Origin of the sequence: Bradyrhizobium australiense (assembly GCF_013114825.1) — a bacterium.
Lineage (GTDB): Bacteria > Pseudomonadota > Alphaproteobacteria > Rhizobiales > Xanthobacteraceae > Bradyrhizobium > Bradyrhizobium australiense.
The window spans coordinates 1-24,157 of record NZ_JAAVLX010000016.1 but is presented as its reverse complement, the minus strand read 5'-3'; the positions used below and the strand labels follow the sequence as shown (position 1 = coordinate 24,157).

Here is a 24,157-nt window from a genome sequence, read left to right as displayed (position 1 = left end):
GTAACTCTGCGGAACCTCCGGCAGCGGCGAACGTTCGCTTGCATAATGCCGATTGTGGAGGAGGTTTAAATGCGCAAGCAGTTGCTGTTATCGACTGGAATTATCTGCCTGATGCTGGCACCGGCGGTTTCCTACGGCCAGGCGCCTGGCGCAAGAGGGGAAGAGCAGAAACAGATGCGGCCAAGCGATTCTGACAAGGGTGCTGCATCGCAGGAACGCGGCGCCGAACGGTCGCAGGAGCGCGCGAAGGGTGCGGAGCAAAAAACGCAGGGCGCGGCAGGCCGTGAGGAAAGAGGACCCGCTCCCCGGCAGGCCGAGGAAAAGGGCAAGGCCGCGCCAGGCACTGAGCGCCCAGCGACTGCGCGCGATGACAAGCGTGGACGCGGCGATGACGCGAAAGCCGCCGAGCAAACCAAGGACTCCCGCAAGGGCGATCGGGAAGCTCAAGGCGGTCGCGGCGGCAAGGACGCTGCCAAAGGTAGCGCCGAAATGAAGCGCGATAGCGCCCGGGAAAAATCAAGCGCGGAATCCGACAAATCCAGGGACGGAACCGCTGCCTCCCAGAAGGAACGCGAGGGCACGGCTACCACGCAGAAAGAGACCGGCCGCGATCAGCGGGACAGAGCCTCGAAGGATGCGGCTGAGCAGGGCAAGGAGACGAGCCGGCCGGCGACCGCGACTGAAACCACGCGCACGCAGACCCAGACCAGCCAGACGCAAGACCGCCAGCAGATCTCGACCGAGAAGCAGCTGCGCATCTCCGAGACGCTGACCCGCGAGCGCCTCGCGCCGCCGCAGCGCAATCTCAATATCTCGATCCGGGTAGGCGAGCGGCTCCCGCGTCATGTCCGGGTGCAACGGCTGCCAGCCACCATCGTCTCGATCGAGCCGCAGTACCGCGGCTACGATTACTTCACGACCGAGGAGGAAATCGTGATCGTCGAACCCGGCACGCAGCGGATCGTGAGCCATATTCCGCGTGACGCGTCGCGCATTCGCGCCGCTGGCGGCGAGACCGGCAGTGGACGTGCAACCGACGCGATGGCCCAGGCCGGCGGTGCGCCTTGCCGTATCATGCGCCGGGATACCGCGGGCAATATCACCGAAGTCTCGCCCACAACAGTGGGTTCGACCGCATCGCCGGACTCGATCAGCGTCACAGTTCGTGCGCCGGGCGGCGGAGGGTCGACGAACCCGATTGCATTGGGTGCGTCCGATGGACAGATCGTTGTCGCCATGCAAGGCGGCGATTGCACGGTCACGATCGAGCCGCAGACGCGGTAGCAGGACCAGCGCGCCTCATCGGTGAAACATGATCGTCGCCGCGAGGCGCTATTAAAAAAGTCCGGCACCAAGGTGCCGGACTTCCTTTTGGCTTTCATGAGCGTCGAACTCGTGCTATCCGAAATGATCAGCAGCGCCCCTGCTTCCAGAGGCCGGGAGGGCAGCCGCGACCACGCCAACCGACCTTTCTTCCGCGGTGCCAGCCTGGAGGCGTGCCATAGCTATGTCCCATCGTGAACGCGCCATGGCCGCGCCCACCACCATGCCAGCCGCCATGTCCGCCGCCACCCTTGGCTAAAACCGCGTTCGGCATCATCCGGCATGCTCAGGCATGGGGCACCCGATGCACCGGCACCAATTTCTTGGGGTGATGCCGGGGTGGCACGTGGCTCAGCACATTGACGGCGATGTTTGGCACGTAGTTTAGTAGGGGTCGCTCACGCAAACCCTTCCAACTGGCCGTTTTTCCCTTGGTCAGCCGATCATCGTTGCGCAACGTTACGCACAGCGGGTCGGCGCAGATGATGTGCACCTCGACCGATTGATCCGGGGCAACACCCGCCGGCCCAAAGCCGATGTTGGTAGAGCCGTTCTGCAGACCGGCCAGCACCTCCTGGATCGGCACGTCATCGAAGCGGACGTCCACGCCGGGATGGCTGGTGTTGTATGCGGCGATCAGTTCGGGCAGCAGCGTGCATGATAACGTCTCGGGCGCGGCCACGCGCACCAACCCGCGGCGAAGCTCCTTGAGGTTGGTCAGATTATCGAGCGCCTCGTCAAGGTTCGAGAGCACGCGCCGCGCCATCGGTGCAAAGGTCTCGCCGACGGCGGAAGCGGAAACTCTTCGCGTCGTGCGGTCCAAGAGGCGGAGGCCGACGCGGCTCTTGAGCTCCTTGATCAGGCCGGAGAGCGCTGCCTGCGACAAATGCATGGCCTTGGCGGCTTCCGAGAAGCTCGCGGCCTCCAGTACGGCCACGTAAGCGCGCAACTGCCGCAGTGTCACATCGCCATGTCGCATCCTTCATCGTCGTCTTTTCGATATTCATAGGATCAGCTTATCAATCTGTCAAAAAATACACATTGTTCGATAGAAGTTGCACATCTATCGTTGCAGGCTCGACAAGACGAAGAGTCAGGCGGTCCAGCAATGCGATCGCGCCAATGCGGCTCGAGTAAAAAGGGATGGACGCGACGGGCTGCACCGCACTTTCAGGCGGCCCCAAAAGAGGCGCTCATGAACGTCACACGCCGAACGCTGCTGGGGACCATCGCCGCCTGCCTTTCCGCAGGCTCTACCTTCGAGGCATGCGCCGAGGGCGACTGGCCGTCGCGGCTGGTGCGGCTCGTGTCGCCCTACGGCGCCGGCGGGGCAAACGACATTTCGCTGCGCATTTTGGCCGAGCAACTCGCACGCAGCTTCAACCAGCGGTTCATCGTCGAGAACAAGCCGGGGGCGGGCACGCGTATTGCCAATGAGCTGGTCGCGCGCGCCGCGCCGGACGGATACACCTTCCTTTATGCAGCGGCGCCCTATGCCACTGCCGAAGCGCTGTTCGGAAAACTGAAATACGATCGCAAGGATCTGCAGCCGGTGACGATGACCGTCATCGCGCCGCTGTTTCTGATCGTCAATGCCAAGGCTGCCTTCAAGAATTTGCAGGAGATGATCGCCTACGGCAAGTCGCAGCCCGACGGCCTGACCTTCGCCTCGCCGGGCGCGGGCTCTCAACCGCATCTGGCGGCCGAGTTGCTGCTGAGAGACGCCGGCGCCAAGGGCCTCAACGTTCAGTACCGCGGCGACGCAATGGCGTACACGGAGTTGCTCGCCGGCCGCGTCGACGCCACGCTGACCGCGATCAGCACGGCGTTACCGCATATCCAGAGCGGCGATTTTCGCGTGCTGGGCGTCGCTTCCGCCGAGCGCAGCGTCATCTATCCAGAGGCTTCGACCCTGCGCGAGCAGGGCTTTCCCAACGTGGTTGCGTCCGGATGGTTCGGCTTGATGGCGCCGGCAGGGACGCCGCGGCTGATGGTCGACGGATGCAGCAGGAGATCAATCGCGCGCTGGCCGATCCCGAGGTGAAGCAGAAGCTGCTCGCCCAGGGGCTCGAAGCTCACAGCCGCACGGCCGTCGAGTTCGGCAAGTTCATCGACGATGAGACGCGCAAATGGAGCGAGGTGATCCGCGCGGGCGGCCTCTAGGGAGAATAGGCAAGTTATCCATCAGGGACGATCTCCCAGTATAGCGAATGTTACGAGAATAACTTGCGGTCACGAATCTTTCGTTCGTCCGTATAATACTCGCTCCACCACGTCTTCTCGCCGCGCTTTCGCGGCGGCTTGGCCAATTGCAGCTTCTTTCTGGCGTTCTTGGCTTCGGCTTGCACAACACGGAAATGATAGTGATCGAAGATTCTGAGCGCTTCGATCATATAGGACACGGCAATCCGCCGGTCTCTTATCAAAAGAAGATTCTCGCCATTCGATGTGTCGGCCGGAGGTGAAAAATTGTAGGAGCCGAAGTAAACTCTCGCGGTCGGCTTGTCGAAATCAATCACCACGAACTTGTGGTGCATTCGATTTCCCCCGCCTCCTTTTGGTTCGGACTTGAAGGGCTCCGGCACGTTTTTCGAAAGCGCCGATGGAAAGACCGGCTTGACCTTCCCATCCGGCTTTTGAAAATCCAGACCTCCGACCTTCTTGTCAGAGATGCCATAGAGGAAGATGCCTTCAGCCTTGGCCAGTTTCTTGACCGCCTCGCGAATAGATCCTTCGGTCTGATACAGAAATGCCAAGGAAAACAGCACGCTAGATTCCGCCGACTTCATGTCTTCCGCAATACTGTCGAGCAGCGCGTTGCCGCTGACGTGTGGCGAGAAGGAAACCTCTGCGTTGATATTGCGCAGTCCGAGACTGGTCCACTCGGCTGATCCTGTGGCGCCGAAGTCCGCGGCCTCGTCGTTCTCCCAGTAACTCTCGAATGCATCAAGAAAGGGCTTGATGGCGGACTCGCCGGTCAGGACGACGGCGTTGTTGGACTGAACATACAGCCCTCGCCAGGAGAAATTCGTCGAGCCGCAGACGGCTTTCTTCAGATTCGGTCCATCGACGACGATGGTCTTGTTGTGCTGAAGCGCGCCCATCTTCTGGCGCTTCACGTTGTCTTCTCCGGCCGTTTTCATCAATCGCCTGGCGGCTTGCGTCTCTCCGGAATCTGCATGTCCATGTTCCCCCGCATCGTCGATTATGATCTTCAAGCGAGAGCCCATCTTCTCCAATCGGGAGACCACCTCAATCTGGCTTAGATCGTAAGCAACGACCCGCACCTTTGCATCTTCATCCTTGATCGCTTGATCGAGAACCTCAAGAATTGCGCTGCGGGCTTCAAAACCCATCCAGGCGAGCGCTTCATTCTTCTTCGGATGGGTGGGGGTGAACTTGAGGCCGTCCTTGGCTTTTGCAGGCAACAGCTTTGAAATCGTCTTGTACCTGTCGACGAATGCCTGCGACAATACGAACCCGCGTGTGTAAGTGACATTGAGTTGATCCGGATAGGTTTCCCGGCGCAGTTCAATGGCAGCTACTTGCTGCTCGCCAAAACTCAGCTCGTCCTGCTTATTCATGAAAACCGGGGTGACCCGGTAGACGAATTCTCCTGCCAACTCGGCGTTTCGAGGAAAATGCACCCAGCGAAATTTTTGTATGGGCGACTGCATCGAGCTCAGCCGATTTGGATTGGTCTTTCCGTCAGCGCCGGGAAATGCGATCCGGTTCTTCAAGGCAAAGAACCTGTTGCCGTTCGGCTCCTTGTATTCGATGGCGAAACCGACAAAATCGAGCGGCGGCTCGTCGTCCTTCCAATCCATAGCGACCAGAGCCATGCCATCGCCGCGATGAATCTTGAGGGTAAAGAGCGCGTCGGCGTTGCTTCCCGTAACCTGAAATTCGGACATTGGCGGAGCCCCAACTTGAAGTCTCATGCAACTCTAGGGCGATGTTGGTCCTGCCCGCAATGGCGAAGTGACGGCCGGAACAGGACGTCTTTGAATTGTCACAGAAGCTGCGCTAGCCAGGCCCGTCCCCGATCGAGTTTGCCCGCGCCCGCGCACTCGCCGTCTACAGGTCGCCCAAGCTCGCCGACATGTGTGAAGCGGCGGCCGGCCGCAAGGCACAACAGGAGGCTCAGTTCGCGTACAGGCCTTCGACGATCGGCAATCGCGCGGCCCGGAGCGCCGGAAACAATCCGCCGATCAGACCCACGATCAGCGCGAGCGCGACGCCTTCGCCAATCAGCAAGGGGCTGAGCTTGAAGTCGAACACCACCTGGGTGAAGTTGCCGCCAAGCGTCGAGGCGGTGACGCCGTCGAAGATCAGGTAGGTGGCGGCGGCACCTAACAGGCCGCCGATGACGGCGAGCAACAGCGATTCGGCCAGTGTCCCGACGAAAGCAGGGAAGCCGCCGAAGCCGATGGCGCGTAGCGTTGCGATTTCCGTCGCGCGCGCGGCGACCGACGAATACATAGTGTTGAGCGCTCCGGCGACAGCTCCGAGCGCCATCGCAATCGCCAGCGGCCAGCCGAGCTTCTGAATCAGGTCGGAAGTTTGCGATGCCTGTTCGGCGAAGTAGCTTGCTTCCGATTTGACGTCGAGCTTCAGCCGCGGATCGTTGTCGCTGTAACTTTTGAGCTCGTTCAGCGCGGCCGGCCCGGTGAGGCGCGCGCGCACCGTTTGCACGATGTTGTTGCGGTTGAACAGGCTCTGCACCACATTGAGATCGGCCCAGATCTCGGATTCGAATACGCTGCCGCCGGCCTCGAACACGCCGACCACAGTCCAGCGCGTGGCGCCGAACGACACGGTGGAGCCGAGGTCCAACCCTTCGAACTCCCGCAGCAGCGCCTTGCCGACCACCACTTCGTTGCTGCCGCGATTAAACATGCGGCCTTCGGTGATGCGAACGTCCTTGCGCAACTCGGAGCCCTGTTCGCCGATCCCACGCAGCGGCAGATTGGCCTTGGTTTTGGTCGAGCGTTTGATGCCGTCAACCACGAGATAGAGCTCCGGCGAGATCAGCGGCTTGCCGTCGCTGCCGCGCGCGATGCCGGGCCCGTCCTCGATCAGCCGCACCTGATCGCGGTTCACCGTGCTGTTGATTTCGGCCTGCGAGCCGGCCCGCAGCACGATGGCGATGTCGTCGGCGCCGGATCCCGCAATGGTGCGCTGGAAGCCGTTGGCCATCGCCAGGAAGGCGAGCAGCACAATCACCACCAGCGCAATCGCGATCACCGTCGAGAGCGAGAGCCAGCGCCGCTGCGCGATGCTCTTGAGGTTGATGGCGGTGACCGCCGCCACTTGAAGCCAAAGCGAACGCATGCCTATCCCCGTCCGAGCGCGGTTGCAATTTTGAGCCGCATGGCGTTGAGCGCGGGGATGATCCCGGTGATCAGCCCGAGCGCGATCATCAGCGCCACCCCTTGCAGCGCGATCGCGGGCGATACGGCAAAAGCCGGCGCGACGTTGGCAAGGCTGTTGCGCAGCGCCACAGCAATCAGTGCCGCGATCGCGAGGCCAGGAATTCCGCCGAGCAGCGCCAGCAACACGGATTCGCCGAGCACCATCGTTAGGATTCGAGGCCCTGAAAAGCCGAGCGTCTTCAACACGCCGATCTCGCGAGTGCGCTCCCGGATCGAGAGCGCCATGGTATTGCCGACGATCATCAGGATGGTGACGAAGGCGGCGCCGACCACGAGCAACACGATCAGGGCGATGTTGCCGAACTGCGCCGCAAATGCCTTGCCGAACGCCTTCTCGGTGTCGGTCGAAGTCTCGGCGGTGGAATTCGCAAACATCGCGTCGATCGTCTTCGCCACGCGATCGTTGTTTTCGGGCGAGGCGGTCTGCAGGATCATCCAGCCGATAGTGTCTTTGCCGAACGAGCGGGTCTCGTCGAAATAGGCATACTGGAACAACAGGAAGTTAGTGTCGACGTGCTCGGCCTTGCCCTTCACGATGCCGGCGATGGTGAGATCCCAGCTGTGGCCGCCGCTCTTCTGGCTGAAGATGTTGCTATTAAGAGGAATGCGGTCGCCGACCTTCCAGCCCCATTTCGCCGCCAGCTTTTCACCGACCACTGCGCTGCCGCGGTCGCGCAGGAAGGCCTGAAGCTGTTCGGGCGCAACCTCGAATTCGCTGCGATAAACGTCAAAATAGGTGTTCGGCTCGATTGCGAGCGCCATGATGAAGTTCTTCGGGTCCTGATAATAGCCGCCGAACCAATTGGCGAACGTCACCTGCCGCACCCCTTCCACCGCGCGCACACGATTGAAATAGGCGATCGGCATCGGCTGGGTGAAGTTGATCTTGTTGACGGTGATCATCCGATCCGCGGCGGCGCGATCCTCGCCGGCCGTAAAGGCGCGATAAAATCCGGCGAGCACGCCGAAGATCATGAAGGCGATCAGGATCGACACGATCATCAGGCTCGCGCGCAATTTGCGGCGGAACAGGTTTTTTCGCACCAGATCGAAGTCGTTCACGCGGCAAGCTCCCGTTCGACGAAGCGGCCCTTGTCGAGATGCAAGATGCGCTTGGCATAGTTTGCCGCCGCGGGGTCATGGGTGACCATGACGATGGTCTTGCCGAGCTCGCCGTTGAGCAGTTGCAGGATCGAAAGAATCTCGTCGGCGGATTGACGGTCGAGATCGCCGGTCGGTTCGTCGCACAGCAACAGGTTCGGGTCCGAGACGATGGCGCGCGCAATCGCCACGCGCTGCTGCTGGCCGCCCGACATTTCGCGCGGACGGTGCTTGACGCGATCGGCGAGCCCAACCACCGAAAGCGCGGTGTGGACGCGCTCCGCGCGCTCCTTGCTGCGCAATCTGGTGAGCAACAGCGGCAATTCCACGTTCTGCGCCGCCGTCAGCATCGGCATCAGATTATAGAACTGGAAGATGAAACCGATATTGGCGGCCCGCCAGGCTGCCAATTCGCCCTCGGAGAGGCCGTCGATGCGATGGTCCGCCACCGCAATCTCGCCCGCATCGGCGCGATCGATGCCGCCCAGTAGGTTGAGCAGCGTCGTCTTGCCCGAACCGGACGGTCCCATGACGGCAATGAAATCGCCGCGGGGAATCGCAAGATCGAGGTGATCGAATATCGAGATCGTTTCCTTGCCCTTGGTGAAGCGCTTGCTTACGCCGGCGAGGCGAACCATCGGGTGTTCGGCTGTCACGTTTTTCTCCTCTTTGAATCGGCTGGGAGCTAGTTCGCCGCGGTGGCGCCGGCGGCGCCATCTGCCTTGGCCAGAAAGTTCACCTTCACCGCCATGTCAGGCAGAATGCGCGGGTCCTTCTTGTCGAAGCGGATGCGGACCTTCACCGTAGCTTTCTCGCGATTTGCCGTCGGCACAATCGCGATCACGGAGGCGGGAATAGTCCAGTCCGGGTAGGCATCCAGCGTCGCGTTCACGGCCCCCCCGGGGACGACCCGGCCGATGAAGGCTTCGTTGACGTCGACCTCGATTTCGATCGAATCCATGTCGACAATGGTGCAGATGCCGGTGCGGGTGTAGCCGCCGACCGACATCGGCGAAATCATCTCGCCGGGTTGCGCGCTGCGGTCGACGACGACGCCGGCGAATGGCGCGCGGATTTGATGCTTGTCGAGCATCGAGGCGCTGCGCTTGGCGTCGATCTTGGCAGTCTCAAACTGTGACTGCGCCTGGCGCAATTGCGCGCTGAGCACGCCGACCCGCGCCTGCGCCTTGGTCAGATCTGCCTCGGTGGCAAAGTTCTTCTGTGACAGTGTCTGTACCCGCGACATGATCCGGGTCGCATCCTCCAGATCGGCGGTGATCGCGGCGACGGCGGCGTCGGCGGTGTCGACGCGCGAACGCGCCAGCTCATAGTCCTTTTCAGCCAGCACGCTGTCGAGCCGCGCGACGACTTGACCTTCGGTCACCGTCCTGCCTTCGTCGGTGAAGACCTCGACCACCTTGCCGGTGATCTCGGCCGCAACGGTTGCCTTGCGGCGCGCAACCACATAGCCGGAGGCCGCCAGGCTGCCGGCCGACTTGCCATTCGTTGCAGGCGGCTGGGGCTGCTGCGGCGCCTGCGGCTGTGAGGCGGTCTGCGATGCGGTTTGCGATGCAGTTTCTTTGGGCAGGTCCTGCCTGCGCAATTCGAAAGCGGCAAAGGCGGCAAATGCGACGACGCAGGCGGCGACAATGGCGGCCGAGATCGCCAGCCAGCGGCTCTTCGGTCGTTCCACCTTGCTGGTGCCGCGATCGATGGTCAGCGATCTGAGCAATTTGCTCTTGTCTTCGCGCATCGTTCATTTCCATCCGGCTGCTCGCTGCAGCTTCCGCGCGGGACATCGTTCTCGCGCGAGCGGTCTCTCTTACAGCCGATCTACGTGTCTCGCCATAGCAGCGGTCGAGCCCTCAGCTTTTTCCGTGAGGCGGCGACCCCAGCTCGGTTGTAAATCACGTTCAGCTCTCGCATGCGCCAGGCGGCGCCGTTTCGACGAGGCGAATTGCGGAAATCTAAGGCCTAATGGCGATAGAAGCAATTCTTGGAACCAGCAAGAGTTGTATGCGCCGCACCGCCAATTTCAGGCCGTCAGCATCGCGGATCCTTTGCCTAGACGCCTATGATCCTGAAATGACCTCAAAACCCGGCAAAATGTTGCAGTCGGAACCTGTCACCGGACCCGCGCCTATACTTTCCGCGCCGAAGATACATAATGCTAAGGTTGAAGCCTCACCAGCGGGATAGCCTTCTTGAAACGATATTTTCCGGCGCTCGCTGTAGTCCTGGTTTGGTGCGCGGGCGCGATGGCGGCGGCGGGGGCTGATCTGTATCGGGCGCAGACGGTCGTCACGGGTCAAGGCGAGGCCAACCGCATCACCGGCTTTGCCGCCTGTCTGGAGGACGTCCTGATCAAGGTATCCGGCGCACACAAGCTCGCCGGTGACAAGCGATTGGCGGCGTACAAATCGAACGCAAAAAGTTTCGTCAAGGCATTCAGCTATCGCGACCAGTTTTCGGGCAAGCCTATTCGTGACGAGCAGGGGACCCGCGATCGGCCCTACGATCTGACGATCGACTTCGAGGAAAAGAAAATCGACGACATTCTCAGGGCGCTTGGCCTCAAGCCTTGGCTGTCACATCGGCCGCGCCTGGCCGTCTTTGTCGAGATGGAGAACGGCCCGAGGAAATTTGTCGTCACGGCCGATGGAATCCAGTCTGACCTGCAGCGAGACGCCTTGCTCGCAGCCGCCGATAAACGCGGGATAGGCGTCGTGCTGCCCAGCGCGGCAGCGTTGGCGAAATCGGGCCTTGAAGGAGCGAAGCTCGAGGCCGTGCCATCCTCGACCCTGGTGCCGCTTGCGACCGAGCAGGGCGGCGAACTCGCGTTGGTCGGATATCTGGCCTGGAGTGACCGCGAGCTTGGATGGGTCACGAATTGGCGGATGGACTGGCAAGGCCGGACGCACGTCTGGGAAATCCGTGGCGTTACGTTCGACGAAGCCTTCCGGCGTGGCATCGGCGGCGCGGCTCAGATTTTGTCAGACAACGGCGATCCGGGCGGCCGCGCGCGACGCTGACGGAATTGGCCGCGGGTTAGCGGGATGGCGCTTCATCCGATCTCGATCGCCACCTTCCCGAAATGCGCACCGCTCTCCATGTGCGCAAATGCGTCCTTGGCCTGATCGAAACGGAACGTTCTGTCGATCACAGGCTTCATGCCGTTGGTGGTGATCGCATCCACCATTGCCTGGAGATCCTCGACCGATCCGACGGTGACGCCTTGCAGCCGCTGCTGCTGCATGACCATCAACGGGAGCCGTAGGTCCGACGGTGGCGGGCCGGCGAGCACGCCGATGAACGCGATCGTGCCGCCGATCCTGGTCGCCCGGATCGATTCGTTGAGCGTGCCGACCCCGCCGACCTCCACGACCAGGTCGACGCCGTGAAGGCTCCATTCGCGGGCCTTCTTGCCCCAGTCCGGCGCCGTCTTGTAGTTCAGCGTAAAGTCGGCGCCGAGCTGTTTGAGGCGTTCGATCTTGGCATCGCTGGAAGAGGTCGCGACGACGCGCGCACCGCACATTTTGGCAAACTGAATTGCGAACAGGGATACCCCGCCGGTGCCCTGCGTCAGAACGGTCTGGCCGGGCCTCACGCCGCCGAGTTTTATCACCGCGCTCCAGGCCGTGAGCCCGGCGCAGGGAAGTGCGGCGGCTTCGATGTCGCTGAGGTGCTCCGGCGTCCGGACCAGCGCGTGCTTCGGAAAGACCCGATACTCGGCAAGGACGCCGTCCGCCGCGCCGCCGAGGGCTGAGCGCATTTTTGCTTCGCTCGGTCCGCCGCCGATCCAGTCCTCGAAGAAGCTGCCGATGACGCGGTCGCCGGCTGCGAATTCACGCACGCCTGCGCCGACGCGCTCGACCACGCCCGCGCCATCCGAAACCGGCACGAGGGGGAATTTCTGTCGCGAGCCGTAGCCGCCCTTGACGGTGATGAGATCGCGGTAGTTCAGCGTTGCCGCTTTGAGCCGGACCAGCACCTGGCCGTCGCCGGGCGTCGGCACAGGCTTGTCCACGAGGGCAAGTCCATCGATTCCGCTCGGTCCCTGTAGCTCGTAACATTTCACGGAGATCTCCTTCGACGTAGTCCGGTAAGCGTAATATTGCCGCAAATATTCTGGTTCCGCCAAGGCTTTAGGGTCAGAATCGCGCAGCCATCTCGGCCAGCCGCTGATGTGCGCCTTCGCGTGCGGTGCGGATCGGTTCGAGCGGCCCGGTCGTCGGCCCGATCGGCACGAAACGAACGTCGCTGACGCCGATGAAACGGAGCGCCTCGCGCAAATAGGGCGTCGCCATGTCGATGCGGCCGCGATTCATGCCGGTGACGAAGTCACTGCCGCTTGCCAGGATCACCACCGTCGGTCTGTCTGCGACCAAGGGCAGATATCCTTGCGAGGGATCGAAGCGGAACGTAAGCCCGGGCTGTGTGATCACGTCGATCCATTGTTTCAGCTTGTAGGGAATGCCAAAATTCCACATCGGCGTCGAAATCAGGACGCGATCGGCGAGCGCGAACCGGAGCGCGATGCGCTCGGCGACCGCAAAGGCATCGCGCTGTGAATCGGTGAAGGCCCGTCCATTGATGCGGGCGTATTTGGCCTCGAGTACGTAACCCTCGAATTCCGGCAGGTGATCCCGCCACAGGTTCATCACGTCGACGTCCCAGTCGGGCCGAGCTTGACGGAAGCGGTCGATAAAGACCCGCGCGCCGGCCGAAGATTCCGAGTCCGCGCGCGGCGAGCAGCTCAGGTGAAAGAGCTTGGGCATGGCCGGGCCTCGCTCATCCCAATCCCCTGATCACCGCGTCTGCGTTGGTAACGACGGCGACGTTCTGCATGGCAAAATTGATGGAGGCGTTGTGCCAGTCGGCGTTCATGGTCGAGCAGCAGTCTTCGGGCACGATCATGAAGTAGCCTTTGTCGGCGCCGGTGCGGGCGGTATGTTCGACCGACATGTTGGTCCAGGCGCCGGTGTTGATGATCATGTCGCGGCCGGTCGCCTTCAGAATGGTCTCCAGCCGCGTGCCTTCCCAGGCGCTCATGCGCATTTTCTCGACGACGAAATCGCCCGTGCGCGGCTCGAGCCCCGGCACCGGGGCGGCGCCCCAGCTTCCGCGCACCATCGCGCCGCTATCGACTAGCCCCTCGAACAAGGGAGCGTTGAGCGTGACGCCGGGCGCGCCCGGTTCGACGATGAACCAGACATGGATGATAGCGACGCCGCGCGCCCGCGCGGCGTCAGCAAGGCGGCGGACGTTGTCGATCACCCGCTGCTGGCGCGCATGGACGGGCGAGCCGGAATCGGCAAACGCGCCGCCCTCCATGATCACGTCGTTCTGCAGATCCTGAATGATCATCGCGCAGCGGCGCGGATCGAGCTGAATGTCGCCGCCGGCTTGTTGAGGTGACGCAGGCGTAGCGGAAGCGGTGTCGGGACCAGTCGAAGCCCGGCCGCTCATATAGGGCTCGTGGCGCGGTCCGGCCTTGACCGGGATGGCATAGACCGAATGCGTCGCGGTCAGATAGAGCGTGCGAAAGTCAGGCCCGCCCCAGGCGAGATTGGCGACGAGTTCGGGCACGCGCACCTTGCCGAGCAATTCGCCCGCCGGCGAATAGACCCAGACGCCGCCGGGCGCGGTGACCCAGACGTTGCCGCGCTGATCGCACTTCATGCCGTCGGGCAGACCGGGCTCGAGCTCGGAACGGATGCCGCTGGCGAAGACGCGCGCATTGGAGAGCAAGCCATCGGCTTCGACGTCGAAGGCGCGGATCAGCGCCTGCGTGGTGTCATTGACGTAGAGCAGGCGCTCGTCGGGCGAGAAGCAGAGGCCGTTCGGCTGGTCGAACAGATGGCGGTCGACCACGAGTTTTGGCGGGCCGCCGCCGGGCGGGATACGGTAGACGCCCTGGAAGCCGAGCTGGCGCGGCCGCTCGACGCCGTAGACCGGCATGCGGCCATACCAGGGATCGCTGAAATAGATCGCGCCGCTGGAATGCACGCAAACATCGTTCGGGCTGTTGAGCTCCTGATTGTCGAAATGCGAAGCAATTACCTCGCGCCGACCGTCCGGGCTTTCGCGAATCAATGACGAGGTGGCATGCTCGCAGACGATCAGGTTGAGTTCGGCGTCATAGGTCATGCCGTTGCATTTGTTCGACGGACGCTTGACTTCGACGACGCCGCGCTTGGCATCCCATCGCCGGCGCACGTCAGCCGGCATGTCGGAGAACAGCAGATAGTGATGGACCGGATGCCAGATCGGCCCTTCCGTGAATTCAAAGCCCGTGCCGACCTGGCCGACCGGCGCATAGGGATCGATCAACGTTTCGAATTCCGGGCGCAGCGTGACGTGCGTCATCGGTCGGTCCTTTCAGCGCTCAGGCCGGAAACCAGTTGCGTTGCGGCAGGCTCTGAACCACGGGCCCAGGCACCTGGTCGTGCAAGCGCCCGACCACCATGCCGCCTTCGATCCTGGCCGGCCGGTCGTGGACCGGGAGAAGGTAGCGCGAATTGCTCAGGAGTTTTTTGATGGCCGCCTTTTCGGCGCGCTTGCTGGTGCCGTGATTGCCGGTCGTGCGCGGCTCCCAGTCGTGGATTTCGTTGAAGGGGTTCACGATCTGGTCGTTGAAATCGTAGATCACGTCGCCGCAGATGGTGGCGATTCCGTCGGCGGTATGGACGTGGATGTTCATCGAGCCTTCGGTGTGGGCGTTGGCGGCGTCGCAATAGACGCCCGGCATCAGTTCGATCGGGCCGGTCACCTCGAGATCGAGGAAGCGCAGTGCGCTCTTGGTGTGCAGTCGGTCGATCAGATGCTTGATGTCGGGCGCCGGATATTGCGGATGCATCAGCCCCGAGACGGAATATTCCAGCTCCTTGCGGTTGAGTACAACCGTCGTGTTCATGGGAAACAGATCGTCCTTGCCGGCATGGTCGATGTGCAGATGGGTGTGGCAGACGAAGCGGACGTCGCCCATGCGGACGCCGTGGCGCGCGAGCTGGTTTTCGATCATGTTCTCGTGGAACTGCAGTCCGCGCATGCCCAGCGTTTCCATGATCTGGTTGGAGCGGTAGCCGGTGTCGACCACGACCGGATAGGGGCCGCCGACGATCAGGAAGCCCAGCGTCAGGACACGGCGGGTGCGGCCGCAATCGCGGCCGAGCACGAGAAAGCTCGATTCCAGTTCGATATCTCCGTAATCGAGAATCTTGATTTCAAGCGGCATGTGTTCCCTCCCGTGTCCCCTCAAAAACTGAATTCCGTATGCGCGGGCATTGCTCAAGCTCCCAGCCGATAGACTCGCGCGGCCGTTGTTCGCAGAACTGCATCGCGTTGATCGGCGCGAAGCGAGGCTGTCGCGGCGAGATAGGTGTCGATCAGTTCGCGATAGGTCGTCCAGAGTTTTTCAATTGGAAAATTGGAGCCGAACAGGCAGCGATCAGCGCCGAAGATCGCCACGGTCTCGGTGAGAATGGAGGCGATGTGAGCGGGGTCGTTGCGATGGACGAAGGTGCCAAGGCCGGAAAGTTTTGAGACGATGTTGGGGCGGGCCGCCAACCGTGTCATTCCGGCGCGCCAGGCGGCGCGGCCTTGCGGCGAAAGGTCTTCCAGCATTCCGGCGTGCTGGAGGACGAACGTTACATCTGGGCAGGCTTCGGCGAGGCCCGCCGCATCGGCCATCTGCGGCGCGAACACCTGCAGATCGAAGCTGAAGCCATAGTCGGCAAGATGCGCGATAGTGCGCCGGATTTTTGGATCGGCGCAAAGGTCCGGCCGGGCCGCAAAACGATAGAGCGGGTTTTCGTGCCAGTGCAATTGCATGCGCACCCCGCGCACCAGGGGATAGCGCGCCAGATGGTCGAGCTGCGGGCGGACGTCATCGACGTTGAAATCGGCAAAGGAGACGATCGCGTGCGGCCAGCCATGGTCCTTCGCGGTCTGCTGCACCCACGCCGTTTCGTCCTCGAAACGATCCTTGGCCCAATTGGTCTGCACATAGACCGACCGCGTCACGCCGGAGCCGGCGAGGTCGGCGAGATATTCCTGGATCGGATAGTCGCGCCGGATCGGCTCGTAAGGGCCAAAGATGCGCGGCTGCATCGGGCCGCTCAGCCACGGCAGGTCGGCCTGACGCCAGATGTGATGATGGGCATCGACGATGTCGGTCACGCGGCCTTCCTTTGTCCGAGCGAGAGCACATGCGAAACGATCGCGGCGGTCGAGCCGCCATCGACCAGATCATCCACGAAACGGCGGATTGCGATCAGCGCCTCGGTCTGCGGCTGAAAGCCGGGGCCTGACGCCAGCGGTGTCAGCCAACTCAGCCGCCAGGCGCGCCGCGACAATTTGGCGACGGCATCGCGCAGCGCCGAGGGGTCTCCGCGCTCAAGGCCGTCCGAGAGAATGACGACCGCGGCGCCGCGGGCATAACTGCCGAATCTCGGTACCGCCAGAAACGCTTGCAGCGCATCGCCGATCCGGGTGCCGCCGTCCCAATCGCTGACGAGATGCGCGGCGGCGGACAGCGCCTGCTCGCGGCGCTTGAGGCGAAGCGCGCGCGTGACGCGGGTGAGCCTCGTGCCGAAGGTGAACACCTCGACGTGTGGGATGGCGTGAACCAGAACGTGCGCGAGCTTCATATTGTCATCGGTGCGTCCCTTCATCGAACCGGATACGTCGATCAGCAACAAAACCTTGCGCGGCCGGGCGCGCCGCTTCAGGCGGCCGAGCTGCAGTACTTCGCCATCGTTGCGCACGCTCTCGCGCAAGATGCGGCGGAGATCGGCCCACGGGCCGCGGCGGGCGCGCATGCGCCGGTGGCCGCGGCGTCGCGGCAGCCGGGCAGGCGCCTCGCGCGAGAGCCGGCGCAGCGCATCGCCGGTTGCGCCCGGCGCGAAGCGGCGTTCGACCAGCGCCTCCGCGCGCGCGGCGGCAAGTCCTGACTCATTGGCCTCGTCGGCGAGCAATGTTTCGTCTTCGCCGCGTCCCTCCTCCTGCAGGCGAACGACTTCCTCATCTTCGGCGCCCGCATGATCCACGGCTTCGCTGCCGAGAAAATGAATATCGAACAGCCGGTCGTAAGTCGCGCGCCGCTCGGGCGGCGGGGCGAGCGTCGCGAGCCCCGCCCGGCGGATCGCTTCCATGCTGCGTGGACCCAGCAGATCGATGGCCGCCAGGAACGCCGTTGTCTGCTCCGGCGCCACCGCAAAACCGTTGGCGCGCAATAGAGCGACAAAGGACACAAAGACGCCGGCAGCGCGTGGCAATTGAGGTTCGTCGCTCACGGGGCAGCCTCCGCGATGAGGGCGTCGAGTCGGCCGGAGATGAAGGTGAGATCCTCCTCGTCCTTCAGCGCAACGCCGATTGAGCGCTTGAAGGCGTCCGGCCAACGCGCGCCGCGTGCGTGCAGCAGTGTGGCGGCTTCCGCCCAGTCCACAGCTTCGGCGATACCCGGCGCCTTGCTGAGCGGCTCGCGCCGGAGTTTGCCGACGGCGGCGACAACGGCGCGCGCCGTCGCTTCGGCGACGCTCGATGCCCGCATCATGACAATGCGCGCCTCACGCTCGGCGGTGGGATAATCGATCCAGTGGTAGACGCAGCGGCGGCGCAACGCTTCATGCAGATCGCGGGTGCGGTTCGAGGTCAGCACCACGACGGGGCGCTCCGTGGCCCGAACCGTGCCACGCTCTGGAATCGAAATCTGGAAATCGGAGAGGAATTCGAGCAGGAACGCCTCGAACTCCTGGTCAGCGCGGTCGATTTCGTCGATCAGCAGGACAGTCGAATCTGGCGCGCGCAACGAGGCCAGCATCGGCCGTTCGATCAGAAAAGTCTCGCCATAGATGTCGATGCTTTCCTCGCCCGCCTGGCGGATCGCGAGCATCTGGCGCGGATAGTTCCACTCATAGAGTGCGGCTGATGCGTCGATGCCTTCGTAACATTGCAGCCGGATCAGGCGGCGGCCGAGCACGGCGGCGATGGCTTTGGCAGCTTCGGTCTTGCCGACACCCGGCGCGCCTTCCAGCAGCAGCGGCTTGCCGAGCGCAAGCGCCAGATAGGCTGCCGTCGCAAGGCCCTCGTCGGCAAGGTAGTACGCCGTCCGCAACGCGCGCTCGAGCGCTTCGGGGCTGTCGATGCCAACGATGTTTCCTCGGAACGTCATGTTCGACCTCAGCGCCGCGCCTGCGGCCGTGCGCCGCCCTGGGCCTTGATCGCTCGCAGGACCTTTTCGGGCGTGATCGGCAGTTCATCCATCCGCACACCCACGGCGTTGAAAATGGCGTTGGCGACTGCGGGCAGCACCGGATTGGCGCACATCTCGCCGGGGCCCTTGGCGCCGAACGGCCCGTCGGCCGCGGGACGTTCCAGCACCGCGATGTCGTGCGGGCAGATATCTCCGGGGCCGGGCATCAGGTATTCGACGAAGTCGCGCGGGCCGTGTGCCGGATCGGGATAATAGGGCTCGGGCGTTTCGAACAGCGCGTGGCTGATCCCCATCCAGGCCCCGCCGACGAGCTGCTGCTCCACCAGCCGCGGATTGAGCGCGCGTCCCAGTTCGTATGCACTGTCCATGCGCACCATCGCGACCTCGCCGGTCTCGTCGTCGACCTCCACCTCGGCGACCAGGCAGGCGTGCGCGTAACAGGTCGCGGGCGACATCTCTCCGGTCTCGGGATTCACTTCGGACAGCGGCACCAGAAAGATGCCGCGTCCCGATATCGTCTTGCCCTGCTTGAATTGTGCGGCGATCGCGACATCCTTGGTGGAGATCGAGCGGTGCGGCGCGCCCTTGACGTGAATGTTGCCGCGCCCATCGGTGTCGAGATCGGCGGCGTTGACCTCCAATTCCTCCGCGGCGGCCTCCATCATGACGCCGCGCGCCTCCTTGGCCGCCGCCATCACCGCGTTGCCGACACGATGGGTCCCGCGCGAGGCGAACGAGCCCATGCAGTGCGGGCCGGTGTCGGAATCAGCCGTATCGACATAGACGTCTTCGACGGGCACCCCGAGCGTCTCGGCGCAGATCTGCCGCGTCACCGACTTCATTCCCTGGCCGAGATCGATCGACGACAGCGATACCGTGAACTTGCCGCTGGGGTTGGAATGGACGAGCGCCTGGCTGGGGTCGCCACCGAGGTTCATGCCGATCGGATAATTGATCGAAGCGATGCCGCGTCCGCGATGTTTTGCCATATCAGCGTCTCCTGGTGCCGAAGACGGATGAAAAACGGGTGGCGCCGTGTGACGGCGAGGGCGCCTGCGGCCTCGGAGGAGGTGGTGGCGCAGTCGGTGGCGGTTCGTGGATCGGTGCAGGTGGCGCGCGATCGTAAGTAGTTCGCTGCTGCGAAGCCACGGCACGTTGCGGCTCCGGCTCGCGCGGTGTCGGCGATATCGCTGCCCGGCTGCCGCCGCCGTCCTTGCGCGATGACATGCGCTTGACCTCCTCGCGCAGCGGCCACTTGGCCTTTTCGGCCGCGACCTGCACGCATTCAATCAGCGCGGTGTTCTTGGCCTCGCGCCGGTGCGCCTTCATGTCGCCGTCGCGATAGGCGTTGAGGATACGAAACTCCATTGGGTCAATGCCGATGAGATGCGCCAGCTTATCCATCTGGCATTCGAGCGCAAAATCCATCGCCGTGACGCCGAAACCGCGCATGGCGGTCGCAGGCGTCCGGTTGGTGAACACGCAGTAGACGTCGCCATGGACGTTCGGAATCGTATAGGGGCCGGGCAGGTGCGCCACGCATTTGACGACGGCATAGCTCGAAAGTCTTGTATAGGCGCCGCTGTCGAAATAGGCGCGGATCTTGCGCGCGACGATGCGGCCATCGCGCATCACACCGTCCTTGATGTAAATGCGTTCGGCGCCGCGTGGCGAGCCGAATTGCATCTCCTCTTCGCGGCCGAGCTGGTAGCGCACCGGGCGCCCCGTCAGCATCGCGCCGAGAATGGCGAGCGGTTCGGTGAGGGTGTCCACCTTGCCACCAAAACCGCCGCCAACGGTTCCGCCAATGAAGTGGAAGGTGTTGGAGGGCACGTCGAGGATTTTTGCGCAGGTATCGAGCGAGAAGAATAGCGCCTGCGTCGAGGTGTAGACGACATAGCGTCCGTTGGTGTCGGGCGCCGCGATCGAACCGTTGGTTTCGGTCGGCGCGTGCTCGATCGGCGACATCTGGTAGCGCTGCTCGAGCACGTGATCGGCTTCCGCGAAGCCGCGTTCCACATCGCCGAAGCGCAGCTTTTGGTGATCGTAGACGTCGTGATAGATAAAGGTGTTCTTTGGATATACCTCATTGACGACGGGAGCGCCGGGTTTCAGCGCCTCCTCGACGTCGAACACCGCAGCCAGCGGCTCGTAATCGACGCGCACTTTTGACATCGCCTCATAGGCTTCCCGCGGGCTGTCGGCGACAATGGCGACGATCGGCTCGCCCTTGTAGCGGACCTTGTCGACCGCCAAAGATGGCTCGTCGTCCTTGCCGAAATTGATGAGGCTGAGCAGGGTGTTGAGATTGCGCGGCACATCGGCCCCGCGGATGATGCGCCGCACGCCGGACGAACGTTCCGCTTCCATCGTATCGATGCGGCGCAGGCGGGCATGGGCGTGCGGGCTGCGCAGCACTTTGAGATGCAGCATGCCCTGCAGCTTGTGGTCGTCGAAATAGGTCGAGGTGCCCGTGACATGGCCAAGCATGTCCTGACGCTGTGTGCCCTTTCCAATTTCCTTCAGGTTATCGTCGCGTTCGTCGGCGAAGATGTCCTTGCGCAGTTCCAGCATGGTGGTGTCCTTCAGGCGCGGGCACGCCCGCTCGAGGCGGCGGCGAGCACGGCGTTGACGATCGGCTCGTATCCGGTGCAGCGGCAGATATTGCCGGAGATCGCCTCGATGACCTCGGCGCGGGTCGGCGATGGATTGCGATCGAGCAGCGCCTTCGCCGCCATCAGCATGCCCGGGGTGCAGTAGCCGCACTGCGCCGCGAACTGCTCCATGAAAGCGCGCTGCAGCGGATGCAGATTGGGCCCGTCCTTCAGCCCGTCGAGCGTCTCGACGGAGCGTCCGTTCACGGTTTCCGCCAGCGTCAGGCAGGAAAGATGCAGTTCGCCGTCGATCAGCACACTGCAGGCGCCGCATCCGCCTTGGCCGCAGCCGAACTTCGGCGTCATGTCGCCGATCGATTCGCGAAGCGCGACCAGGAGATTGACGCCGCCGTCGACGAACAGGGCGACGTCGCGGCCGTTGTGACGAAACTGGAGGGCGGTCTTGGTCATATTCTTACTCCAGGCCGGACAACAGGCGGCGAAGATGAACGCCGACGATCTCGCGGCGATACCAGGCGCTGCCAAGGGCATCGTCGGCGGGTGAAACGTCTTCGGCGGCTACCGCCACAGCGGCGCTGATTGCGGAATCGTCGAGCGCGCGCCCCTCGAGCGCGCGTTCGGCGGCCCGGGCGCGAATTTGCGTGGCGGCCATCGAGCCGAGCGCGATTCGCGCCCCCGAAACGCGGCCGCCGCTCGAAGGCAGATGCGCGGCCAGCGTGATCACCGAACCTCCCTTCGGCTTGATGCGGGCGATCTTGCGGTAGCGGAAGGCGTCGGAGCTCGCGGGTCGCTGGCAGGAGACGGCCAGCACCAGCGCGCCGCTCTGCCGTTCGCGCGACCGCAGGAACTCTTCGATCGGCATGTCGCGGGCGCCAAGACCGCCCTGGACGGAAACGGTGGCGTCGAGTGCGAGCAGCGCGACGGTGAAGTCGCCATAAGGGTTGGGTGCGAACAGATTGCCGCCCACCGTGCCCATGTTGCGGACTGCCGGGCCGCCGATCGAACGCGCCGGCGCATGCAGGAAGGCAAGATCGCGTTCGGCCAGAATTCTCGCAAAGGTGACGCCGGCGCCGATAGTGACACGCGAGCTTGCGACATCGATGCGGGTCAGCGCGTGATCGGTCGCGCGCACGACGGTCGAGATCGAGACGTCGCCTTCGTTGAGGGCGCGCATGACCAGCGTGCCGCCGCCGAGATAGCGCGCGCTGCGGTCAGACGACAGCGCCGATGCCGCCTCGCCAAAACTCGCGAACGTCTTCACTGTAACGGGCATAGTCTCGCCTCCGCCTTTATGCGGACTCCTTCAGGTGCCGGCGAATGGCCTCGAAGCCGGCTTGATAGATTTGCTCGGCGACCATTTGCGTAAGCCTCTCGGCATCCGCGGGCCGCGTGGTGAACCTGGATTCCCAATGCCAGAAGGTTCGGTCGCCGTCGGTGACCGGCAGCAGGCGGACATGGGCCACATAGTTGAACATCGGGATCGGCGTATCGAGCAGGCAATAGCTGAAGGTCTGTTCGAGGTCTGAGAGCGCCAACAATTGCTCGCGCAATTCCGAGCCGTCCTGCAGCTTGAAGCGCCTGATACAGCCGATCTTGTCGGAGGCCTGGGCGCGCTCGATGGTGCTGGTGGCCACCGCGGGGTGCCAGCGGTCGTGACCGTTAAAGTCGCGCAGCACATTCCAGACCGCGCCGGTCGGCGCGTCGAGGATCGTGCTTCTGACGATATGCGGCACGCTAACCTCCGAAGGCGCGCTTGAGCGCGTCGAATCCGCCCTGAAACACGCCGCTGCCGATATTGCCGATCAGTTCGTTCTCCCGTTCCGGCGCGCAGTCGAACTCGGCGGTCCATTCGAGAAAGGTCTGGTCGCCGTCGGTCACGGGCGTCAGCCGCAGCGTTGCAACGTAGTTCTCCACGCCCATCGGCGACTCCAGGATGGAGTAGGTGCAGAACATGTCGTAGTCGGAGAGCCCGAGCAGTTTCTCCCGGATGCGATCGCCGTTGCGCAGGCGAAAATCCCGCACGCATCCGATCTTGTCCGCGGGCTCGCCGCCTTCGATGCGGCTCTCCGCGATCGCCGGATGCCAGTTCGGCAGCCCGTTGAAGTCACGCACGCGCGCCCAGACGCGGTCGTTGCGGGCGTTAACGACAGTGGAGACGTAGACGCGGGCCATGGTGTGCTCTCAGCCTTTCTTGCGCGGTCCGCGTTCGGCGGGGGGCTCGCCGGCGGCAGGCGCGGCGGGGGACGCGTCGGACTTGCCAGGACCGGCCTTGCGCGTCGATTCCTTGATGCCCTGCATGTCGCGGGCCTCGCGAATGAGGCCGGGCATCTTGGCCAGGCTCCCGCCCTCGACGCCGATGTCGGAAAGGATCGAGTCGATCAGCGGCGCCTGTACCCGGTATCGCAGCGCCGAATCGATCACCTCGTCGGTGGCGCTGCGGCCGCCATTCCCGCCGCCACCGTTGCCGTTGAGGCCGTCGACCTGAAGGATGCGAATGCCTTCGATCTTCTCCATCGGCTTGACGCTCTCGCGGACGATGCCCTCGATCCGGTCGAGCAGCTTGCGGCGGAACAGCGAGTAGCGCGCCTGGTCGGTGAGCACATTCTCCGCTTCGTTGAGCAGCCGTTGTGCTTCGGCTTCGACTGCGGCGCGCACACGCTCAGCGTCGGCAGCGATTCGGGTCTCCTCGGCCCGCTTCTCCGCCAGCAGCACCTCGACGGTCTTTTGTCGTTTGGCGATCTCGCTTTCGCGAGCGGTGACGACGCGCTCGGCCGCCTCGGTCGCGCGCACGCGGGCGTCCTCGGCCGCCACTTTGGCGGCGGATTCCTCCAGCGATTTCTGATAAAGCGCGATCGCTTTTTCCATCAGCGCCGTCTCGACGTCCTTCTCGCGGTTGACCTCGAGCCTGCGCAGATCGCGCTCGCGGCCGATGCGCGCTTCGTCAAGGCCGCGATCGGAGGCGATGCGGGCACGTTCGACTTCCTCGCGGGAGGCGATCTCGGCTTCCTGCAGCGCCTGGACACGGGCGACTTCGAGTTGCTCGATCGCACGCCGCCGCGCCAGCCGGGCGGCTTCGAGCGCCTGCTCGCGCGAGACATCGGTCGTCTCGACTTCCTTGCGCGCGTTGATCTCGGCCTGCTTGACCTGGCGATCGGCATCGATGCGCTCGGAACGCTTGGCGGCGAGCGCGATCACGCGCTCCTCGTCGGCGATCTCGACCGCCTTCTTCTGGTCGATATTGAGCACCTCGCGAGTCCTGGACGAGGCAATGCGCTCGGCTTCGAGCGCGAGCTCGACCTCGACGCGGCGCCGCTCGATCGCGTCGCGCCGCCTGAGTTCGGCGGCCTCGATAGCTTCGGTGCGCTCGATCTCCAGCCCTCTGGTTTCTTTTTCGGCCCGGATGCGCTGGGCGGCAACGACCTTCTCCTGGGCAATGCGCGCGGCCTCGATGGCTTCGCGCGAGGCGA

22 protein-coding genes and 2 pseudogenes are annotated in these 24,157 nt (G+C 63.5%); 4 read left to right on the top strand and 20 right to left on the bottom strand.

Features of this window, described 5'->3' with window-relative positions:
• Nucleotides 1–69: 69 nt before the first annotated feature.
• The gene (locus tag HCN58_RS33265; protein WP_171583576.1) at nucleotides 70–1,284 is read left to right on the top strand and encodes a DUF1236 domain-containing protein; all 1,215 of its coding nucleotides are present in this window, start codon (nucleotides 70–72) and stop codon (nucleotides 1,282–1,284) included.
• Nucleotides 1,285–1,609: 325 nt separating this feature from the next.
• On the opposite strand, the gene HCN58_RS33260 is transcribed toward HCN58_RS33265, so the two are convergent.
• Nucleotides 1,610–2,302, bottom strand: coding sequence for a LysR family transcriptional regulator (locus tag HCN58_RS33260; protein ID WP_171583575.1), 693 nt, complete (start codon nucleotides 2,300–2,302; stop codon nucleotides 1,610–1,612).
• Between the two features lie 216 nt (nucleotides 2,303–2,518).
• Between HCN58_RS33260 and HCN58_RS33255 the strand changes: the two are divergent.
• Nucleotides 2,519–3,486: pseudogene (locus HCN58_RS33255) on the top strand (Bug family tripartite tricarboxylate transporter substrate binding protein).
• 50 nt (nucleotides 3,487–3,536) lie between these two features.
• Here HCN58_RS33255 and HCN58_RS33250 read toward each other — a convergent pair.
• Nucleotides 3,537–5,237 carry a phospholipase D-like domain-containing protein gene (locus HCN58_RS33250; protein ID WP_171583574.1) on the bottom strand — a complete coding sequence of 567 codons (1,701 nt, stop codon included), beginning with the start codon at nucleotides 5,235–5,237 and terminating at the stop codon, nucleotides 3,537–3,539.
• Between the two features lie 131 nt (nucleotides 5,238–5,368).
• Here HCN58_RS33250 and HCN58_RS36355 point away from each other — a divergent pair.
• A pseudogene (locus HCN58_RS36355) lies at nucleotides 5,369–5,455 on the top strand (thiaminase II); the annotation flags it as partial.
• Between the two features lie 11 nt (nucleotides 5,456–5,466).
• On the opposite strand, the gene HCN58_RS33245 reads toward HCN58_RS36355, so the two are convergent.
• From HCN58_RS33245 to HCN58_RS33230, 4 genes are read right to left on the bottom strand one after another with little or no spacing between them, the layout of a single operon-like run.
• Nucleotides 5,467–6,657 (bottom strand): ABC transporter permease, encoded by a 1,191-nt coding sequence (locus HCN58_RS33245; RefSeq protein ID WP_171583573.1) that lies wholly within the window; start codon nucleotides 6,655–6,657, stop codon nucleotides 5,467–5,469.
• Nucleotides 6,658–6,659: 2 nt separating this feature from the next.
• Complete coding sequence (locus HCN58_RS33240; protein ID WP_171583572.1) at nucleotides 6,660–7,820, bottom strand: ABC transporter permease; 1,161 nt, start codon at nucleotides 7,818–7,820, stop codon at nucleotides 6,660–6,662.
• Entirely contained in the window at nucleotides 7,817–8,497 is a 681-nt protein-coding gene (locus tag HCN58_RS33235) for an ABC transporter ATP-binding protein (protein ID WP_171583658.1), read from the bottom strand. The genes HCN58_RS33240 and HCN58_RS33235 overlap by 4 nt, the downstream gene beginning before the upstream one ends.
• A gap of 47 nt (nucleotides 8,498–8,544) precedes the next feature.
• Nucleotides 8,545–9,612 (bottom strand): efflux RND transporter periplasmic adaptor subunit, encoded by a 1,068-nt coding sequence (locus HCN58_RS33230; protein ID WP_171583571.1) that lies wholly within the window; start codon nucleotides 9,610–9,612, stop codon nucleotides 8,545–8,547.
• A 451-nt stretch (nucleotides 9,613–10,063) separates the two neighbouring features.
• Between HCN58_RS33230 and HCN58_RS33225 the strand changes: the two genes are divergently transcribed.
• On the top strand, nucleotides 10,064–10,891 hold the full coding sequence (locus HCN58_RS33225; protein ID WP_235984108.1) for a DUF2066 domain-containing protein: 828 nt from the start codon (nucleotides 10,064–10,066) through the stop codon (nucleotides 10,889–10,891).
• 32 nt (nucleotides 10,892–10,923) lie between these two features.
• On the opposite strand, the gene HCN58_RS33220 is transcribed toward HCN58_RS33225, so the two are convergent.
• The 14 genes from HCN58_RS33220 to HCN58_RS33155 all read right to left on the bottom strand — a co-directional run.
• Complete coding sequence (locus tag HCN58_RS33220; protein ID WP_171583570.1) at nucleotides 10,924–11,937, bottom strand: zinc-dependent alcohol dehydrogenase family protein; 1,014 nt, start codon at nucleotides 11,935–11,937, stop codon at nucleotides 10,924–10,926.
• Between the two features lie 73 nt (nucleotides 11,938–12,010).
• Nucleotides 12,011–12,637, bottom strand: coding sequence for an FMN-dependent NADH-azoreductase (locus HCN58_RS33215; RefSeq protein ID WP_171583569.1), 627 nt, complete (start codon nucleotides 12,635–12,637; stop codon nucleotides 12,011–12,013).
• 13 nt (nucleotides 12,638–12,650) lie between these two features.
• Entirely contained in the window at nucleotides 12,651–14,228 is a 1,578-nt protein-coding gene (locus tag HCN58_RS33210; RefSeq protein WP_171583568.1) for an isochorismatase family protein, read from the bottom strand.
• A 19-nt stretch (nucleotides 14,229–14,247) separates the two neighbouring features.
• Nucleotides 14,248–15,096 carry an MBL fold metallo-hydrolase gene (locus HCN58_RS33205; protein WP_171583567.1) on the bottom strand — a complete coding sequence of 283 codons (849 nt, stop codon included), beginning with the start codon at nucleotides 15,094–15,096 and terminating at the stop codon, nucleotides 14,248–14,250.
• Nucleotides 15,097–15,149: 53 nt separating this feature from the next.
• The gene (locus tag HCN58_RS33200; RefSeq protein WP_171583566.1) at nucleotides 15,150–16,040 is read right to left on the bottom strand and encodes an amidohydrolase family protein; all 891 of its coding nucleotides are present in this window, start codon (nucleotides 16,038–16,040) and stop codon (nucleotides 15,150–15,152) included.
• Entirely contained in the window at nucleotides 16,037–17,155 is a 1,119-nt protein-coding gene (locus HCN58_RS33195; protein WP_171583565.1) for a vWA domain-containing protein, read from the bottom strand. Before HCN58_RS33195 ends, HCN58_RS33200 begins: the two co-directional genes overlap by 4 nt.
• A complete protein-coding gene (locus tag HCN58_RS33190) occupies nucleotides 17,152–18,033 on the bottom strand; it encodes an AAA family ATPase (protein WP_171583564.1) in 882 nt (293 codons plus the stop codon). The genes HCN58_RS33195 and HCN58_RS33190 overlap by 4 nt, the downstream gene beginning before the upstream one ends.
• An 8-nt stretch (nucleotides 18,034–18,041) precedes the next feature.
• Nucleotides 18,042–19,064 carry a xanthine dehydrogenase family protein molybdopterin-binding subunit gene (locus tag HCN58_RS33185; protein WP_171583563.1) on the bottom strand — a complete coding sequence of 341 codons (1,023 nt, stop codon included), beginning with the start codon at nucleotides 19,062–19,064 and terminating at the stop codon, nucleotides 18,042–18,044.
• A gap of 1 nt (nucleotide 19,065) precedes the next feature.
• Nucleotides 19,066–20,649 carry a xanthine dehydrogenase family protein molybdopterin-binding subunit gene (locus HCN58_RS33180; RefSeq protein ID WP_171583562.1) on the bottom strand — a complete coding sequence of 528 codons (1,584 nt, stop codon included), beginning with the start codon at nucleotides 20,647–20,649 and terminating at the stop codon, nucleotides 19,066–19,068.
• 11 nt (nucleotides 20,650–20,660) lie between these two features.
• Entirely contained in the window at nucleotides 20,661–21,140 is a 480-nt protein-coding gene (locus tag HCN58_RS33175) for a (2Fe-2S)-binding protein (RefSeq protein ID WP_171583561.1), read from the bottom strand.
• A 4-nt stretch (nucleotides 21,141–21,144) separates the two neighbouring features.
• On the bottom strand, nucleotides 21,145–21,963 hold the full coding sequence (locus HCN58_RS33170) for an FAD binding domain-containing protein (protein ID WP_171583560.1): 819 nt from the start codon (nucleotides 21,961–21,963) through the stop codon (nucleotides 21,145–21,147).
• Between the two features lie 16 nt (nucleotides 21,964–21,979).
• Nucleotides 21,980–22,423, bottom strand: a complete 444-nt coding sequence (locus HCN58_RS33165) for an SRPBCC family protein (RefSeq protein ID WP_171583559.1) — start codon at nucleotides 22,421–22,423, stop codon at nucleotides 21,980–21,982.
• 1 nt (nucleotide 22,424) lies between these two features.
• On the bottom strand, nucleotides 22,425–22,862 hold the full coding sequence (locus HCN58_RS33160) for an SRPBCC family protein (protein ID WP_171583558.1): 438 nt from the start codon (nucleotides 22,860–22,862) through the stop codon (nucleotides 22,425–22,427).
• 9 nt (nucleotides 22,863–22,871) lie between these two features.
• A partial coding sequence (locus HCN58_RS33155; protein WP_283814676.1) for a flotillin family protein occupies nucleotides 22,872–24,157 on the bottom strand: 1,286 nt, incomplete at its 5' end.